The organism is Maribacter arenosus (assembly GCF_014610845.1).
Taxonomy (GTDB): domain Bacteria; phylum Bacteroidota; class Bacteroidia; order Flavobacteriales; family Flavobacteriaceae; genus Maribacter_A; species Maribacter_A arenosus.
The window spans coordinates 612,282-631,782 of the sequence record NZ_JABTCG010000003.1; the positions used below are offsets into that span (position 1 = coordinate 612,282).

The 19,501-nt window shown below is 38.2% G+C and carries 11 protein-coding genes; 9 read left to right on the forward strand and 2 right to left on the reverse strand.

The window, feature by feature from the left end:
• Positions 1 to 17: 17 nt before the first annotated feature.
• Genes HPE63_RS10820 through HPE63_RS10830 form a run of 3 tightly spaced genes read left to right on the forward strand, consistent with a single transcriptional unit; the run spans position 18 to position 3,164 of the window.
• Complete coding sequence (locus tag HPE63_RS10820; protein ID WP_188314280.1) at positions 18 to 977, forward strand: HlyD family secretion protein; 960 nt, start codon at positions 18 to 20, stop codon at positions 975 to 977.
• 7 nt (positions 978 to 984) lie between these two features.
• Positions 985 to 2,169, forward strand: a complete 1,185-nt coding sequence (locus HPE63_RS10825; protein ID WP_188314281.1) for an ABC transporter permease — start codon at positions 985 to 987, stop codon at positions 2,167 to 2,169.
• Positions 2,170 to 2,174: 5 nt separating this feature from the next.
• Complete coding sequence (locus HPE63_RS10830; RefSeq protein ID WP_188314282.1) at positions 2,175 to 3,164, forward strand: alpha/beta hydrolase; 990 nt, start codon at positions 2,175 to 2,177, stop codon at positions 3,162 to 3,164.
• Between the two features lie 140 nt (positions 3,165 to 3,304).
• Here HPE63_RS10830 and HPE63_RS10835 read toward each other — a convergent pair whose 3' ends face one another.
• Positions 3,305 to 5,377, reverse strand: coding sequence for a hypothetical protein (locus HPE63_RS10835; RefSeq protein WP_188314283.1), 2,073 nt, complete (start codon positions 5,375 to 5,377; stop codon positions 3,305 to 3,307).
• A gap of 668 nt (positions 5,378 to 6,045) precedes the next feature.
• Between HPE63_RS10835 and HPE63_RS10840 the strand changes: the two genes are divergently transcribed.
• Both HPE63_RS10840 and HPE63_RS10845 read left to right on the forward strand, forming a co-directional pair.
• Positions 6,046 to 7,158, forward strand: a complete 1,113-nt coding sequence (locus HPE63_RS10840) for a glycoside hydrolase family 10 protein (protein ID WP_188314284.1) — start codon at positions 6,046 to 6,048, stop codon at positions 7,156 to 7,158.
• 491 nt (positions 7,159 to 7,649) lie between these two features.
• Complete coding sequence (locus HPE63_RS10845) at positions 7,650 to 8,246, forward strand: hypothetical protein (protein ID WP_188314285.1); 597 nt, start codon at positions 7,650 to 7,652, stop codon at positions 8,244 to 8,246.
• Between the two features lie 458 nt (positions 8,247 to 8,704).
• On the opposite strand, the gene HPE63_RS10850 is transcribed toward HPE63_RS10845, so the two are convergent.
• The gene (locus tag HPE63_RS10850; RefSeq protein ID WP_188314286.1) at positions 8,705 to 9,286 is read right to left on the reverse strand and encodes a nuclear transport factor 2-like protein; all 582 of its coding nucleotides are present in this window, start codon (positions 9,284 to 9,286) and stop codon (positions 8,705 to 8,707) included.
• Between the two features lie 1,108 nt (positions 9,287 to 10,394).
• On the opposite strand from HPE63_RS10850, the gene HPE63_RS10855 reads away from it, so the two are divergent.
• The 4 genes from HPE63_RS10855 (at position 10,395) to HPE63_RS10870 (ending at position 19,497) form a co-directional block, all read left to right on the forward strand.
• Complete coding sequence (locus tag HPE63_RS10855; protein ID WP_188314287.1) at positions 10,395 to 13,139, forward strand: hybrid sensor histidine kinase/response regulator transcription factor; 2,745 nt, start codon at positions 10,395 to 10,397, stop codon at positions 13,137 to 13,139.
• Between the two features lie 238 nt (positions 13,140 to 13,377).
• Positions 13,378 to 14,718, forward strand: a complete 1,341-nt coding sequence (locus HPE63_RS10860) for a sugar porter family MFS transporter (RefSeq protein ID WP_188314288.1) — start codon at positions 13,378 to 13,380, stop codon at positions 14,716 to 14,718.
• Positions 14,702 to 16,330: a glycoside hydrolase family 32 protein gene (locus HPE63_RS10865; RefSeq protein WP_223198118.1), complete on the forward strand. Its 1,629-nt coding sequence runs from the start codon at positions 14,702 to 14,704 to the stop codon at positions 16,328 to 16,330. The genes HPE63_RS10860 and HPE63_RS10865 overlap by 17 nt, the downstream gene beginning before the upstream one ends.
• An 11-nt stretch (positions 16,331 to 16,341) precedes the next feature.
• The gene (locus tag HPE63_RS10870; RefSeq protein WP_188314289.1) at positions 16,342 to 19,497 is read left to right on the forward strand and encodes a SusC/RagA family TonB-linked outer membrane protein; all 3,156 of its coding nucleotides are present in this window, start codon (positions 16,342 to 16,344) and stop codon (positions 19,495 to 19,497) included.
• The last annotated feature ends 4 nt before the right edge of the window (positions 19,498 to 19,501 follow it).

A 19,501-nucleotide genomic window follows, 5' to 3' on the forward strand; every position in this document is an offset into this window, starting at 1 on the left:
AACAAAGAACTAAAAAAATGAATGTTTATAGAAACCTATTTATTAGCTGCATCACGATCGTTGCTTTAAATTCTTGCGGAAACGATAAAATGATCACCCCCTACAGGGGCAGGGTAAAATTTGAAACCATTTCAGTAGGTAGCAAGTTGGCCGGAAGAATCGGTAAAATTTATGTTGCAGAAGGCCAAGCCGTAAAAAAAGGGGACACACTAGCCTTGCTCGATATTCCGGAGGTAAATGCAAAAATGATGCAGGCAGAAGGGGCTGTCACAGCTGCGAAAGGTCAGTTAGACATGGCTTTTAACGGCGCAACTGCAGAGCAAGTAAACCAAATCAATGGGCAAATCGATGCTGGCAACGCACAATTGGAATTTGCACAACAATCCTATAATAGATTGTTGGCCATGTATACTGACTCCTTGATTAGTTTACAACAATTTGATGAAGTAAAAATGAAACGCGATATGGCAAAGGCACAAGTCGCAGCGCTTGAAGCCAAACGCGATGAGGTAAGCAAAAGTGCCAGAACTGAACAAATCGATCAAGCGAAAGGTCAATTAAACAGGGCAATTGGCGCCAAAGAAGAAGTGCTCACCGCGGCCGATGAAAAATATGTGACCGCTCCTGCAGATATGTCTATTGAAACCATAAGCCTTCAAGAAGGGGAATTGCTTACTCCTGGGTATACATTGTTCAATGGGTATAAAAAAAACAGCCCTTATTTTCGATTTACCGTACCAGAATCGAAGGTGTACGATTTTGAGGTAAACGGACCACTTACGCTCATTAACCCTTATACCAAAGAAGAGATTAAAGTTAAAATCGTAGCTATAAAGCAACTCGCCGAGTATGCCGATATTACCAGCACAGCCCCTTTATTTGAACTATCGGAGTCGATTTATGAGTTGAAGGCAATTCCAACTTCAGATATATCAAAACAAAAATTTTATATCAATGCTACCATTCTTATTAAATAGCTAGCGCATGAAAGACTTTTTGAAATTACTCCGAATAGAGTTTACCCGTATTTTTTCAAATGATGTACTGCTTGCCATTTTTATCGGAGCACCTATATTTTACGGCATTTTATTTGGCTATGTCTATCAGCAGGCAAAAGTGGTGGATCTGCCCATCGTAATCGTAGACCAGGACAACAGCCCTACTTCGGACAAAATCATCGATGCTTTTGTAGATAATGAAGTCTTGTTGGTGAACGATGTACGCTATACTCCTGGAAATATTTTGGCTGAAATGCCCACGGAGCAATATGTTGCAGTGGTTACTTTGCCAACAGATTTTGAAGCGGATATTCTCCAAAAAAGACATCCTGAAATAAGGGTTGACTTGAATATGGCGAATATATTGAATGCCAATACAGCTAGTAAGAACATTCAATCGGTTTTAATGACCCTAAATGCCGGAATTGAAATAGAAGGGCTCAAAAAACAGGGTCTGCATACAAGTCAGGCTATGGCTACCTATGAAAGCTTTAAAATCAATTTCAATAAACTCTACAATGCTACCGGAAACTATTTGACTTTTATGCTGCCGGGTTTACTGGCAACCATTATGCAACAGATTATATTTTTGGCCATGGCATTGGTTTTTGCCAGGGATTTTGAAGATGGCCATTTTGGAAAGCTTGTAAAGAAGAGCAGGTTTTCGCTATATCATATAGCACTTAAATCGACCCCATTTCTATTGATGTTACCCATAATGTGGGTCATTGTAAGCTTGTTTATTCCCTTTTTTAAAATTGATGCGGACATCTACAATTTCCCTATGTTGTTATTGGCAACACTATTAACATTGGCTTCTATGTGTATCGGAATGCTGTTTTCCATCGCAATCCCTAGCCAATTGAAAGCTACGGAACTTTTAATGGTAATTTCGACCCCTGCTTTTGTACTTAGCGGATTTACATGGCCAACACTGTCATTCCCAGATGCAATAACGAATATGGCCCAATATATTCCATTGACCCAGTTTTTAAGTGGATTCAGGAAAATAGCTTTTTACGGGGGGGATTCATCATCCATTAAAACTGAAATCAACATTTTACTACTCATAACCTTTGTTGCCTTTATCGCCGTGGTTGTATTACTCCAGGTAAAAATATACTTGTTCGGTAAAAAACAAAAAAGACTTTTGAACGCAATACAAAATTAAATCAAATGCAAGAAGGTACATTATTAGATAGGACCAACATTGATTATCTTCCCGATGTTCTTGGTGATGGGTTTAAAAAGTCGACCTTATCGCTTAAAGACGATTATGAGGGAAAAGTAGTTGCAACCTTGATTCGTCGAAAATCAGAAACCACATCAAGTAAGGCCATTTTATATGTACACGGTTTCAATGATTATTTCTTTCAAGGACAAATGGCCAAAAGATTTAACTTAATAGGATATAATTTTTATGCACTCGATCTGCGAAAATATGGGCGATCATACGGAAGCCATCAAAAACTGAATAATGTCCGGTCCCTATCGGAATACGATGAGGAATTAAATCTTGCTGTGCAAATCATCAAATCGGAAATGAACAATCAGGTAATTTTGATGGGGCATTCTACCGGAGGGCTTATTGTTGCCAATTATGCCGGGAATCATTTAAATAGTGACCTATTTCATGGTATAATCTGTAACAGTCCCTTTTTTGAATTTAATTTAGGGTACTTCAAGCGTAAAATAGGAATCCCTATACTATCTATTCTCGGTAGGTATTTTCCCAATAGAATGATTTCAAGTAGATTTTCAAAACTATATGGATATAGTTTACACATTGACAAATATGGTGAATGGAACTATTCGCTTGCTTGGAAACCCTTTGAAAAGCCGAAGGTGAATTTGGGCTTCATTCGAGCTATTCACAAGGCACAAAATAATATAAAAAACAGACTCGTAATCGATGTTCCAATAGTGGTGTTGCATAGCAATTCATCTATTTATGGAAAGCATTGGTCAGAAAAATTCAAAGCAGGGGATGCGGTATTGAACGTTGACCACATTCGTACCTATTCCCATAAAATTAAGGGCGCAGTAACGATATATGGGATTGAAAACGGCATTCATGATTTGTTCCTTTCAAGAGAACCAGTAAGGGAAAAGGTCTACCAAGAGGTATTTGATTGGATCGATAGGAATATCAAGTTATCGGTATAAACTTCTAGCCCCGAATAATAAACCCCGACACTAGGGTCGGGATGCCATGGATCTTCATAACCTGATGAGTAGTAAAAGGTTAAAAACCCCTATTTTCAAAGCGTGAACCGAATCGCACCCATATTTAAATGAAGTTGTTTCTAATTCAACAATTCAGGAGTATTGAGGATCAATTCTATTTTTTTTATAATGACGGTAATTTGATTCATTTGTAGTTCTATATTTCTAAAAAAGAGGCTAATATCCCTATTGACCCAGCTTTCGGAAATAACCCGTGCACCCAAACTGATTCTTAAAACAGCACTTTCAATATCATTCCCATATTTGACATTCACTGCTTGTCCTATATGGCATTTTTGGGCAGCAAGCCTAATAATTTCTAAAGATGATTCATGAAAATGTTCCGATAAATCAGAGTTCAATAAGGTATAGAGCTTTTTCACTTGATCTATAGATAATACTTTATTATTTTTAAGGATAAAGAAAGGGAAAATGGTACGGATATTCCGAATTCCGAATTCTTTACTGCTATAACTATTCGTTTTATTCTCATCCCCATAAATCGGTTCTAGGAAAGTAGCGTCTTTTATTGAGTCTTCAACAAAATTGCAAAACATCTCAATGCCCATATTTCTATATAGGATTGGTGTTCGGTAGTACCTGTCCATTTCAACTATGGCCGCGTTCCAACGCATATAAGAACCATAATTATAGCCATCGGATAAATCATTCGAACAGGACCAAGAAGTTGGCCAATCGGAATGGTTGTAATATTGGGTCAAGCCTTCCGGCAGCTTATTTTTTAAGGCATGGATCAATTTGGTGACACTTTTGGGGAGTATCAATGCACCTGAATAGGGAGGGCCAGTAAAGTATTTACTCCCCGTTATAGTCACGATATACCCTTTATCCAAATAATTTCTAATGTCTTTGGGATCTAGTCTAAGTTGTGAACCATCTACAATGATCTGCATTGATAACTTTTCGAGTGAATTCAGTTTTCGAATTAATTCGTCGCTGGGTGACTGATAGCCTAATTTCGATTGATCCATGGTATGCAATACCACATGCCTGCCCAATTCATTGGTTTTAGAAATGGCATTGAAAACTTCCCTGTCCAATTTACTGGACGATTTTAGGGCCCCATTTTCATCCCTAAAGGGAATTTTAATCAAATCGACAGCTCTAAAGCCCTTGATTTGATCGCCCTTTTTTACGGGATGGTTTAAGGCAGTCGTGTTTTCAAAATGACAACCTTTCAATGCCTCAGGAACACCACTCCCGGTTTCATCGGAAGCTACCAGAACATGCGTAATATCATTCTTGGAAATAATTTGTGTAATGGCTGCGATTTGAAGTGCGGAATCGGTGCCAGAAGGTGAAAATATGATCTCACACCCATTAAATAATTTAAAGGCCTTTCTGAGGTTGTTTTTTAGAAGTTCAGAAAACTCAATGGTCGCGTTTTTAAAACCATTTTTCAAGCTATTTCTGATCAAGATACTACGAACTTTGTCTGTTTTGTCAAAAGCAAAATTCGACACGCTGGTTGCGGTAGATGAGGCAAAAGTAAATGCTTCAGGTCTTGGGAATGGTCGGCAGCCATATTTGTTCAACAAATCGATTTCGTCAATATTCAACCTAAGATCTCCCCCTGCCATTAATAAATACTCCGTAGGTTTTGCCAGATTTTCAACAATAGGTTTCCAAGATTCCTTAAATACGTTGTTCCTGTTCTTTAATCCATGAAAAGCTTGTAACGCTTCATATTTCAATAATGATTCTGGATTTAAATCTTCCTCATTTTTAATCAAATCAATTAAAAAATAATCTAATGATTTTAATTTTTCCTTATCATCCTTAGGCAATAATTCGTAGAATATGCGGGTCACTTGAAGCGCCGCCACATCACACAACACCGTATCCTGTTTTTCGCTACCCAAGGCTTTATACCATAGCTGCCATTCAATTCCATATCTTAAATACACTAAGGCTAAAACTGGTTTGGTTAAAAATAATGAACCAATTATAATCGATTTGTTCGGTACAATTTTAAAACTATTAGGCTCACTATTGGAGGTAATAATATTTATGTTATTAATCTTGGGTACCGTATTGAATCTTTTTAAAACACGTACTAGATAGTTAACATTTTCTTTTTCAAATAAACTTGTTCTCCTATATTGATTTTCAATAAGTATATTATTTGACATAGGTGTATAAAATTAAAACGTTCATGGGAACGAAATTCTTAAATGGGAATATTTCCCTGATAATCTAACCATCTAGATGTAGTGATTGTTCCATTTTCTAACGTTGAAAAGAACGGCTTTATGGCATCAAAGGGAGTTCCATTCAACATTACAACCATTTCTATTGGAAAAGCATTGTTTTCAATTCCTGATCATTCAGCGGTTAATAGTCCTATTGCATTCGGATATTTAATTATTCTAGTGGCAAATATACCATGTTCCCAATTACCTATAAAAGGTTTTTCACATTACATGGTAGCCAATTATGTTTTGCAAGTGATTCAGTAGTGAAATGTATGAAAATTGTGGTAAAATCACCCTTAGAAAATAACTACATTGTAAAATCAACAACATTTCTGCCTTTTACCCTAAATTGGCTAGGCTAAAAGAAATTAAAAACACGATTGGATTAGTTTTGACTAAATTTAATTTGGGTTAAGAATTAAGTTTGACCAGAACGTCATCGAAGTATAGGGGTCTCCATGTCGTTCGAAAGAATTGACGATTAATAATCTAAAGACAAGGGTCAAAAAATAGGTGCTTTTTCAATAAATATTTGGTTTTATAATACCCTAGATGATTAAATTGACATGTATTTTATTTGCTTATATAAATCAAAATAAATCAGCATGAATGCAATTATTAAATTTTGTTCTCGATATATTTTACGCTATGCTACGCTTTGGCCCTTATTATTGATGTCCTGCGTCCAAAAATCCGCTGAAACTGTGGAAATAAGGGGAGTCTATGGGAACCCTAAACCCTTTTGGGATAAAGGATTAAATCTTGAAAAGCTTGGGGTTAATGCCATTTTTGTGCATAGCGGGTCGATCGACCATGATATGGTTGAGAGGGCCAGATCTGAGGGTGTAATGGTATATGCTGAATTTGCCACCTTGAACGGTAAAAATTATGTGGAAACACACCCTGAAGCCTGGGCAATAGATGAAAAAGGTGAAAAAGTGCAAGCTGCATCCTGGTTTATGGGGGTTTGTCCTACCGAACCCGGTTTCCGTCAGTATCGCTTTGGTCAGTTGCGGGATTTACTTTTGGAGTACGATCTGGATGGTATTTGGATGGACTACGTGCATTGGCATGCCCAATTTGAAGAACCTGAACCCATCTTGCCCGAAACCTGTTTTTGTGAGCATTGTCTTGCTGATTTTTCAAAAGCTTCAGGAATCGAAATCCCTGACGGTAGCACCCAAGAGAAGGCAAACTGGATACTCAATACCCATAATGAAGCATGGCGTAATTGGCGATGCAAGGTGATATATGATTGGACCTATGAAATAAAAAACATAATCAAGGAAATTAAACCCAAAGCGCTCCTGGGACTTTATCATTGCCCATGGGACGATCAGGAATTCAATGGTGCAAGACGTCGCATACTGGGCTTGGACTATGATCTATTAAAAGAAACGATCGATGTGTTTTCCCCTATGGTATATCATAGGAGAATGGGAAGAGAGCCCGACTGGGTGGAAGGGAATATTCAATGGTTTAGTGATCGACTTGATATCAAAAAGGATTCTTATCCAAAAGTATGGCCTATTGTCCAAGCTTATAATAACCCAGGGGTCATTTCCAGTGGGGAATTTGAAATTGTCCTGAAAGGTGGACTGGCAGGTGAATCTAGCGGAGTGATGATGTTCACAACTACTGCCGTAGCTGAGGATGAAGGTAAAACAGAGGTGATGAAAAAAGTATATACCCACCTGAAGAAAAAATCAGATAAATAGCTCATAAAAGTCGTTATTAAAACCAACACTGAATTTACAGCCTAATTTCTTGGTAAGCAGAAAAGGTGTCTATCTAGAAAGCCAACATAAACGTTTCTGTAGTTAGACAAAGAAAACTATAGTTAATGCCCAAACAACCCTGAATGTTCTTCAAAACAAAAAATCCTGACGATTCTGTCAGGATTTCTAATTCACTTTGAGACCTGTCTGGGGTTGGGTTACGAAGGTTGTCTTACCCATCCATTGCATTCATTTTTGACTTAATAATTTGAATTTGGGAAATTCAAAATAGATTCTAGATAAATTTATACCTGCTTTAGGACATAAAAACAGCAAGTTCGTCCTTAAAACAATTGGGTTGCCTAATAAATGCTATAACTTAGATACACTTCCCCGGATTCCCGGTTCCCTAGGCGTTTTCAATTTATTACTGGTATTTCTCGTTTGGAATAATCTATTTCTAGCATTGTAACCTTAATAATTTTCTAAATATGAAAACAATCAATCATTATCTGTCAAAAGTACTTTTGGGAACAAGCATGCTGGCCATGTTATTGTTCGCCTATTCCTGTAGCCAGGAAACAAGCCTGGACCCTACCGAAAGTCTGGAAGCTCATTCTGCTAAATCAAGTAAGGCTAAAAAAGCAACGAGAGCGATAAGAGGTAAAATCAACAATGATGCCGATCCCAGTGTTGCTCCTGTGCCTTGTGATGATCCATCGGGATTGGAGATTGGTCTTTCAACGAACTTTATTTATGGTAATATGACTCATTTGGGTAAAATTCAGCCAGGAAGTTTTGGGAGACCTATAGTATGTGAGACATTCCTTGCAGAAGGCAAAATCGTTTCTGTTTATGAAGTGAATTATATAGGGGCCCACGGCGATGAAATTCGTACTAGGGAAAACACCATAATTATTTTCAATCCTGAGGACCCCACTTTCAATACAGGGACATTTGAAGGCACCATAGAGATTATTGGAGGCACTGGAAGGTTTGAAGGTGCGACAGGGAATATGGTCTTTGTTGATGCATCTTTTATAGGTTCTAAATCTACCTGGGAAGTTGTGGGAGAAATAACCTATTAAGAAAGTAGCATATCCTAGTAACATTAAAACCCACCGATTTGGTGGGTTTTGCTTTCTCTGGTGACCTGGCTGGAATCTGAACCTATGGCTCTGAAGTCAGTCAGAATCGACTCTTTGCTAATTTTCAATATCGATGTTGACGATTTGTGAACTTGATATAGTTTGAATTATGTCAAAGTAACTTTCGTTCTGTAAATATAATTCTAAAAATCCAAGTAGTAAATAGTCACAGATTATTTCAAATAAAAGAAAGTAATGTAGGAAAAGGTTAATGCCTCTTAAAAGGTTCGTTTTGCGGGACTTTTAAAATAACATCTCGTATATGAAAAGTAGCGTTTTAATAAATGCAACCTTACAGGTAGAAAGAATGTATTAAAAAAAGCGCAAGCTAAATTACTTGCGCTTTATTGGCTATTTTTTATAAACGTTGTCGTACACAGACTATTTGTCCAGGGTCTTTACTCGGTTTCCCCCAAAACAACATTTGTTAATTCAATTATTCCGGTTCTGTCATAGTATAACAATGCATGGGTTATTTTTTTATCATCATTGAACATGAAGACAATATGTTGTCTAACCGAGGTTGATTTATCTTGAAGTGAAATAGTCAAATCCGCATAGGAAAGTACGCCCGTGCCAACCAACTTATAGTAATTTGAAGGTTTATTCACTTTAATAGGTAATAATGTAGTATTAGTAAATGTCATTTTTCCACCCGTCGTCTCTTGCCAGTTTTTCCACCAGGATATAAGTTCATTTTTCCCCTTAATAGTATGACGCGTATTGGAATCACCATCTGGCCAATACCAAATAATGTCATCGGCCATATGCTCTCCATATGCATCATGTTCAAAGGTTGACATTAGTTCCAATGTTTTCTGAACAATATTGGCATATTCTTGAGATGCTGCTTCCAGCAACGGAATCTCTTGTTCCTCTACAACGGTCTCTTCTTTTTTGGTTTCGGCACAACTAATAATAAGCAGCGCACAAATGATTAATCCAGTTCTTAAGATTGGGTTGTTGTTTGGTGTTTTCATATTGTTGTTTTTAGTTGTTTACGAATTAGTTAAAGATAAACAAATAATCTTCTTGGTGATTGCTTCTAGTTTGTATACAACGTAGGCATAATGAACATATGTTCATTATATACCAAATATACCGGATAAAACACATAAGTGTTTTATACAACTATGATGATTCAACATAACTTTCAAATAATTGGAAGTGGAAAAATATCCGTTCCCTAAAACGGTCGTTTTATAAGACAGTTTTAAATAGCCACAAAACTTTAACCCATAATATCAAATTTGTGGTCTTTTTTAGTATTCTCTTTAATTACCCTTTTATAGGAGACTATAACATGAAGATTTTTCGAAATCCTTAGAGGTCTGGATATTTAAGACCCACTCAGCACATTACCACTTCATTGCCTTGCTCTCCATTACTGGGAAGGAGCTTCACTACCAAAGGTCTTGGACACAACCCAAATGCGATACTTAGGGGTTACTTCCGCTTTAACTGAAATGGGAAATTATTGAAAACTTTAAGTAATTGGAAATCAAGTGTATAAAAAAGTTAGCAATTTTAAAAATTGCTAACTCATAGATAATCAAGTGTTTAAAAAGTGACCTGGCTGGGGTTGGCTCGCTTCGCTCCCCTGACCCAGCACTCCCATATTGCAAATGCAAAACCAGCACAACCTTCGGTTGCCAATTTTTTTATTTCATCGAATCACCCGAGCAAGCTCGGTGATTCTCACAAACAAAAAAACCCGTCTCATATGAGACGGGTTTTGCACTTTTTAGTGACCTGGCTGGGGTTGGAACCTATGGCTCTTAGCCTAGTGAAAGTCGATACTCTGCTAATTTTCACTTCTCGTGTTGACGATTTGTGAACTGATTATAATATAAATTATGTTAAAAAAACTTTCTTTCTGTAAATATAATTCTAAAAATCCAAGTAGTAATTAATCACTGATTATTTCAAATAAAAGAAAGGAATAAAGAAGAAGGTTAATGTTTCTTAAAAGTTTTTTTTATGTGCCTGGCACAATATCCATTTTTTCACTTAGATATTTCAAACTTAAGTAGAGTAGGTCAAGTAATTCAATTTTCATTAAGTTTACATGGAAGTAAAGGTTTAATCATGAAATCGTTTTATCCTTCGTTATTTGTATTACTTATCTTGTTTTCACTCTCCTGCTCGAGAGATAAGGAAAAAGATAAGGTTCGGATAGGCTTTTCACAAGCAATGACCAATGATGATTGGCGCCGTTCGATGAACGATGCTATGCAACTACAGGCTTCTTTAGATTCCAATATTGATTTGATAATTCGAGATGCAAATTATGATGTTGAAAAGCAGATTAAGCAAATTGAGGGCCTTATCGCCGATAGCCTCGATGTATTAATCGTGTCGCCAATTCAATCAAAACCTATTACTCCTGTCGTTCAAAACGCCCTCAATGCTGGAATTCCTGTGCTAGTAGTAGATAGAAAAACCGAAGGTCAAAATTACACCGCTTATTTGGGAGCAGACAATATTGAAGTAGGAAGAAATGCGGCAAAGGAAATTATTTCATCCAATACTAGAGACTCTATACGACTCATTGAAATAAGAGGTTTGGCAGGATCTTCGCCAGCTGAGGAAAGAGGCATGGGCTTTCAACAAATAATCAATCAGTTCAGTAAAGCACGAATTGTAGCGACCATTGAAGGCAACTGGGAAAAAGAGTCTATTCAAGATCAATTGATTATACTACTAAAAAAAGGCATTAAAGTAGATTATATTTTCGCACATAACGATAGAATGGCGATTGGAGCATGGGAAGTCGCACACGATTTGGGATTGGAAAAGGAAATCGATTTTATTGGCGTAGACGGCCTACCTGGGCCCAATGGAGGAATTCAAGCAGTAAAGAATGGTGTTCTAAAGGCGACTGTTCTCTATCCTACAGGTGGTGATGAAGCCATTAAACTGGCCTTGAAAATCTTAGATAAAGAATCCATTTCTAAGAATAATATCCTATCGACCACTATCATCAACGAGGTGAATGCGGATATTATGAACAATCAATTTGAAAAAATAAATGAACAGCAGGCCGAAATTGAAGATCAATTGAAGGCTATAAAAGAACAGGAGGTACTCTATTCTTCTCAAAACAACCTCCTAAAAATTTCAATAGCCCTTTTATGCATTATATTAAGTCTGACCATTTACAGTATCTACTCCATTTTTGCGATTCGAAAGAAAAATAGACAACTTGAGCTTACCAATAATAAAATTACGATTCAACGAAACCAAATTGTTAAAATCGCAGAGGAGGTAAAAATGAGCAATGAGGCGAAACTGAATTTTTTTACGGGACTGTCACATGAGTTCAAGACTCCTATCACTTTGATTTTAAGTTCAATTGAGTCGATTAGCGAAGTGGCAAGGGAAAAGGGTTCTACTATGATGAACGAGGTGGAGTTGATATATAATAACTCCAATCGACTTCTTAGATTAATCAATCAATTACTTGATTTTAGAAAAATCGAAGATAGAAAGTTCAATCTCAAGGCATCAAAAACTAATTTATTTGCCTTCTCAAAAAATATTTTTAAAGATTTTGAGCGTGAGGCCAAGAAAAGGAATATTAACTATAAACTAAGCTCTAACAATGAAACACTTGATGTTTTTATAGATAGGAATTTGATGGATAAGGTGTATTTCAATCTCCTCTCAAATGCTTTTAAATTCACTCCTGATAATGGGAAGATTAAAATACAAATTGAGGATAATGTCAGTGGTAACGTTGTACGCATCAGTTTTGAGGATTCGGGGATTGGAATTCCAACTAACGAAATCGATGAGGTCTTCCAAGCTTTTTTCAAGGGTTCGAACAATCGTAAGAACAGTTCTGGAATTGGATTGCACCTGAGTAAGGAATTTGTGGAAATGCACAAGGGTAAAATTGAGGTCCAATCGGTGCATGGCACTAAATTTACCGTAACACTTTATAAAGGACAGGCACATTTTGATGAGGCTGAAATTATAACAGAACAAGATTTGGTAGATACTAAAATTATCGATTTTACATCAGAACATTTGGTTGATGACAACTATCTAATAGAGGCTCCCAATAAGGGTAAAGAGAAATATTCGATTTTAATAATTGAGGACAACAGGGATCTTTCTATATTTCTTAAGAACAAATTACAATTAGAGTATGAGATTCATTTATCCGATGGCACTGATGTCCTTGAAAAGGCCTTCGAAGTAATCCCAGACATAATTTTATGCGATATTAACCTTCCTGATAAAAACGGATTCGAAATCTGTGAAATTCTAAAAAAGGATTTACGCACCTCCCATATACCTACCATAATATTGACAGCTTTGGACAATAAGGAATCCTATTTGCAGGGTTTACAAAGTGGGGCCGATTTGTATTTGACCAAACCTTTCAGTTATTCGATTTTGGTACAGTCTATAAAGTCCTTGTTGTATAATCGGGAAAAGCTCCGATATTATTACACGAGTAATATCCACAGGATTGAACCGACCGATGCATTCGGAAATATGGAGCAACAATTTGTAAATAATTTGAATTCATTGATCAAGAAAAATTTAGGTGATTCTGATTTTTCCGTGGAAAACCTAGCAGAAGACTTGCATATTTCACGGGTACAATTATACCGAAAGGTAAAGGCCATGATGGGCATCAGTATTAGTGATTATATCGCTAATATTCGCTTGGCAAAGGCAAAATCCTTAATAGAAACTACTTCCCTGACTATTGCTGAGGTTGCTTATGAAACTGGATTTTCTACACCGAATTACTTCTCGACGGCTTTTAAAAACAGTTATGGAACTTCTCCTGGCACCTATAGAAAGTCCGTTTCATGATCACTATACCCGTAATTTTTTTCTTAATCATTTAGACGTATCAATTTTGTATTTATCGTAACATCAGTATAAATCATCTGATTCTTGGAATGTTAAATATTTATTTTAAAGATTTGAAAATCAATTAATTATCATTTCGTAACATTTTCTTAACAAAAACACAACTGTTTGCAACATCATTAAAATACAAGTCTTAATTTTTAGAATAGTTTAGTCGTAATACTAGAAAATTACGATTATGAAAAAAATATGGGTCTGGTCCATTACAGCTGCGTTAGCAGGCTTCCTTTTCGGGTTCGATACTGTTGTCATCTCAGGAGCCGATAAAAAACTGCAGGCCTTATGGGAATCCTCCGATGTGTTTCATGGGGTCGTGGTCGTAGGAATGGCACTTTGGGGCACTGTGGTGGGAGCATTGTTTGGCGGTATTCCCACCAATAAGATCGGAAGAAAGAAAACCTTGATATGGATCGGAATTTTTTACACCGTTTCCGCTTTGGGTTCTGCCTTTGCCAATGACCCGATTACCTTTGCGGTATTTCGATTTTTAGGGGGGCTCGGTGTGGGAGCATCTACGATTGCCGCTCCGGCATATATCTCCGAGATCGCTCCTGCCAAGGATAGGGGTAAGCTGGTAGGGCTGTATCAATTCAACATTGTTTTCGGAATCTTGATCGCCTTTTTTTCCAACTATTTACTGAATGGTATCGGAGAGAATGCGTGGCGTTGGATGGTCGGGGTGGAGGCGATTCCTGCCGCGTTATATACCGTCTTCGCACTCACGGTACCCAAGAGCCCAAGATGGCTTCTTACCAAATTCAGGAATGATGAGGCCAAAAAGGTTCTTAAGATAATCAATCCGGAGCTGAATCCCGAAAAGTTGATGCTTGAGATCAAAGAGGAAATGGAAAACACCATACCCCATGAGACCATTTTCATAAAAAAATACCGCTTCCCTTTGATACTGGCTTTTTGCGTTGCTTTTTTCAACCAATTATCGGGTATAAACGCATTCCTGTATTATGCCCCCAGGATAATGACGGAGGCCGGCCTTGCCGAGAGTTCGGCACTACTGAGCAGTATCGGGATAGGGGTCACCAATATGCTTTTCACACTATTGGGTATCTACCTTATCGATAGGGTGGGAAGAAAACAATTGATGTATGTGGGGTCCTTTGGTTACATCGTGTCTTTGTCATTGGTGGCCTGCGCCTTCTTTTTGGATTGGGAGGGAATGGCCATGCCCATATTTTTATTCCTGTTCATCGCAGCGCACGCTATTGGCCAAGGGACCGTGATCTGGGTATTCATCTCAGAGATTTTCCCCAATCATTTACGGGGTTCCGGCCAATCATTCGGGAGTTCGGTACATTGGATCTTGGCCGCAGTGGTACCCTCTTTGATCCCGGTGTTGTTTGCAACCATAGGTCCGGGTGTCGTATTCTCGTTCTTTGCCTTTATGATGGTATTGCAATTGCTTTTCGTATTCTTTATAATGCCGGAGACCAAAGGGGTTCCCCTAGAAGAATTGAGTAAAATTTTAATAAAACATAACTCTGAAGATGAAAAAAAAATATAGCCTTAAAATGAAGAATTTTCTATTATGTTTCGGTCTGGTCTTGGCAGGCATCAGTTTAATAAGCTCTTGTAAAACCGAGAAAAAGGAAGCTGCTACAGTAGCACAGAAAGTTCCGTCAAGCGATGAAGAAGAAATGTATCGCCCCAATTTCCATTTCTCACCAAAAAAGGGATGGATGAACGACCCCAATGGTATGTTCTATTATAATGGTTATTATCATCTTTATTTCCAACATTACCCAGACGGCAATACTTGGGGGCCAATGCATTGGGGTCATGCCATCAGTACAGATATGATTAGTTGGAAAGAACAGCCAATTGCCTTATATCCCGACGAATTAGGATTTATATTTTCTGGCAGTGCAGTGGTCGACGTAGAAAACACATCTGGTTTTTCAGTAGAGAGTAAGACTCCCGTTATCGCAATGTTTACCCATCACGATATGGAGGCCGATAAGGCTGGTGAAATCATTGACGAAACACAATCCATTGCATATTCTTTGGATGAGGGACTTTCATTTACCAAATACGAGGGAAACCCGGTAATTAAGAATCCCAATATTCCCGATTTCAGGGATCCCAAAGTCATTTGGGACGAGAATCGAAAACAATGGACAATGGTGCTGGCCGCTGGTCAGGAAATCATGTTCTATGCTTCAAAGGATTTAAAAACCTGGAAATTACTATCCACTTTTGGAGAAGGCATTGGTAACCATGACGGTGTTTGGGAATGTCCTGATTTATTTCCATTACCTGTCAAAGGAACCGATGAAACCAAATGGGTATTGTTCGTTAGCATTAACCCAGGTGGCCCTAACAGTGGTTCTGCCACACAGTATTTTGTAGGCGATTTTGATGGAAAGACATTTACTATTGATAAGAATTTTCAAAATGAACTAGCGAAGGAACACAGTTTTTGGGTAGACCATGGGCGTGATAACTATGCAGGTGTTACCTGGTCGAATGTAACCACGGCAGAGGGAGGCAAATTATTCATAGGATGGATGTCGAATTGGCTCTATGCCAACGAAGTACCCACGGAGAAGTGGCGGAGTACTAGTACCATAGCGCGAGAACTGGGATTGATCAAGGGAACCAAAACATATCAATTGATATCCAATCCAGTAAAGGAACTTAATCGTTACCGCGCACAGAAATTTATTGTTACGGACATTTCGGTAGAAGGAGAAACCGTTTTGACCACCTCCAAAACCGTTAGTCTATCGATGACCGAAATCAATTTCGAAATTCCCGATGTCGCAGAAGAAGGGTATACGTTTATCCTATCTAACAGTCAAGGAGATGAGTTGACTTTTGGGTACGACGCAACCGAAAAAGAGTTTTTTGTAGACCGAAACAAATCGGGTAAAACCGATTTCTCCGATAAGTTTACCGATAGAATAGCAAAAGCTCCGAGAATGGAAAGTTCATCGAAATTGACCGGAAAAATATTGTTGGATAAGACCTCTATTGAATTGTTCTATGATAATGGTCAAACGGTGATGACCGAAATTTTCTTTCCTAATGCACCTTTTGAAACATTATCCATAGAATCGGATAACGAAAAATTCACAATCAACAATCTCGAAATACATGAATTAAACTTTAACTAAATTACTCAATTATGAAAGTAAAACTCTTATTCTTATTACTAACTTTTGTCCCAATAGGTCTACTTGCCCAAGGACAAATAACAGGTACGGTTACGGCTGCCGAAGATGGTATGCCACTTCCTGGGGCCTCTGTGGTCATCAAAGGAACAACAACGGGTACTACCTCTGATTTTGATGGTAATTATACCTTGGATAATGTGGCTTCCGATGCCACTCTTATATTTAGTTATATAGGCTTTTTAAAGGCTGAAGTAGCAGTAAACGGACAATCGGTTGTGAATTTGGCAATGCAGGAAGACGCACAACAATTGGAAGAAATCGTGTTAACGGGTTATTCTACGGAGCGTAAGGTTGATTTGACAGGTGCAGTTACCGTAGTTGATGTAGCGCCCATCGAGGGTCAGAGCCTTAGCTCAGGTAATGCTATGCAAGCTTTACAGGGTCGTGTTCCAGGTCTATTTATCGAAAAATCAGGTGATCCAACAGGGCTGAACAGTAGAATTTTGATTCGGGGTATTACCACTTTGGGTAACAATGATCCCCTTTATGTTATTGATGGTGTTCCTACCAAGCGGCAGGAAGTTTTTGCTTCGCTTAATCCCGAGGCCATAGAATCCATTCAAGTACTGAAAGATGCCTCTGCTTCCTCTATATATGGGTCAAGAGCTGCAAATGGTGTCATTGTTGTAAGTACCAAAAGTGGTGCAAAAGAGGAACGTATTTCCGTGACCATAAATTCAAACCTCTCAGTTCAATCAGAAAGAAAACAACGATACGATATGCTTAATGCCCAGCAACGCGGTGAGGCTTTATGGAGAGCTTCGGTAAACGATGGAGCAGATCCCAATGGGGGCTATGGAGAGATTTATAATTTCGATTGGAACGGTGATTACACCAGTCCGGTACTCAATGGAGTTACAGTTCAACCTTATGTAGGGGGCAATACGGATGTCCCGGCCGGGGACACAAATTGGCAAGACGAGGTTTACGAAACGGGATATGTCTTTAACAATGAGGTAACGGTTTCTGCAAGTTCGGATAAATCCTCTCTTTTGGTCAATTTAGGATATTTAAAAAATACAGGTATGTTAAAATACACTGGTTATGACAGATATACCGCTAAAATCAATGGTTCGACTAATCTATTCAACGACAAATTAAAGTTTGGCGTTAATACCCAGTTTTCTACATCCAATGAAACCTTGGTCGCCAGCGACGTCGGTGGAGCTCCAACAACCGGATTAGCAATAACTTTGGCGCCCACTATTCCACTTTACGATAGCAATGGCGAATTTGGAGGACCTTTGGGGGCCGGATATTCAGACAGGAACAACCCCGTGCTGATGCAATATTTGAACCGTTGGGACAATGCCACTAAGAATAATTTCTTTGGTAATGTGTATGCAGAATTAGAGGTTTTGGACAATCTTACATTCCGTTCTAGCTTGGGTATTGACTTCAGCGACTATAAGAAGAAAAATATCGAGCCAAAAGTTTTTAACGGTTTTGTAACTCGAAGTAATAACAGGCTGATATTTGATACTAATAAGTTTACCACATTGACTTTCTCGAATACCTTGAATTATAAACTAGAAATTGGCAAACATCGATTTGGAGCTTTATTGGGGATTGAATCAATACGTGAAGATTTTGATACTATATTTTCCCAAGCTGACGATTTTGCTGTGGAGCAAGAATCCTATTTTGTACTTTCAGCGGCAACAGGATCGCGAACAACAAATGGGATATCAACCCAATATAGCCTAGCATCGCAATTTGGTAAATTGAATTATTCCTTCGATAATAAGTATTTGGCCTCCTTTACAGTTCGTAGGGATGGTTCCTCAAGGTTTGGTGCCAACAACCGATACGGAATTTTTCCTGCCGCTACTTTGGGTTGGAGAATAAGTCAGGAAGAATTTTTAAAGGACAACGATATTCTTTCCGAATTAAAGCTAAGAGGTGGCTATGGTGAAGTGGGAAATCAGGAAATTGGTAATACAGCTCGTTTTGGTTTGTATGAATCCCGATATGGTCAAAACCAGGCCGAATTAACAGGGGGATTCTTCGAGATTTATTATAATGTTGGTACGGCCTACGACATCAACGGTAACAATACGGGTACTTTGCCTTCGGGATTTGTATCGACACAAGCCCCTAACCCAGACCTAAAATGGGAAACCACAAAGGAATGGAACTATGGTATAGATTTCGGATTTTTGAATAACAAAATAAGTGGTTCCTTTGACTATTTTACAAGAGAGACAACGGATATCTTGACCACTCCACCTATTGCATCGGTTATTGGCGAGGGTCAGCAGCGTGTTTTGAATGGTGCGGCAACATCGACAAAAGGTTGGGAACTTGCTTTAGGATATTCCAATGTATGGGTTAACGGGCTTTCTTTTGGTATTTCTACCAATTTTGGTTCTTTTAAGGATGAGATTACATTTCTTCCAGAAGAAGTTAGGGCGGCCTTTCCCGGAACCGCACAGAACTCGATTTTAGGACAATCCCAATCCGCCGTTTTTGGTTATCGTACTGACGGACTTTTTCAGAGTCAAGCAGATGTTGATTCGCATCCTACGGGTGGTGTACAGACTGGTAACGCCAGGCCTGGGGGAATTAAAATCGTTGACTTGAACAATGACGGTGTTATTGATAGCGATGATCGGGATTTTATTGGTAATACGTTACCTGATTTAGAGTATGGTGTACGAATAGATCTTGGTTACAAGAACTTTGATTTTTCTGTTTTCGGCTCAGGAGTAGCTGGACGAATCGGGGTTGATTCTTACATCTTTTGGAACAACTATGTACAAGGAAGGGATAATGCAGGCTTAGGGGTGCTGAATGCTTGGAACCCTCTGAATACCAGTTCAGATATACCATCACTTTCCCTAGTCAATAATTTTACCGATAATTCCGATTATCTCTTTAGAAACAACTCTTATTTTAAGATTAGAAATATGCAGGTCGGTTATTCATTGCCAACGGATATCATAAGCAAAATCGGAGGAATGACAGGATTAAGAATTTACCTTCAAGGGGAGAACTTGTTCTGGTTCACTCCCCAAGGTTATATTGGTTCTGATCCAGAGCGCATTGATGTAAATAGGATTCCAGTTCCTACGGTATATTCTATCGGACTTAACGTAAACTTCTAATTAA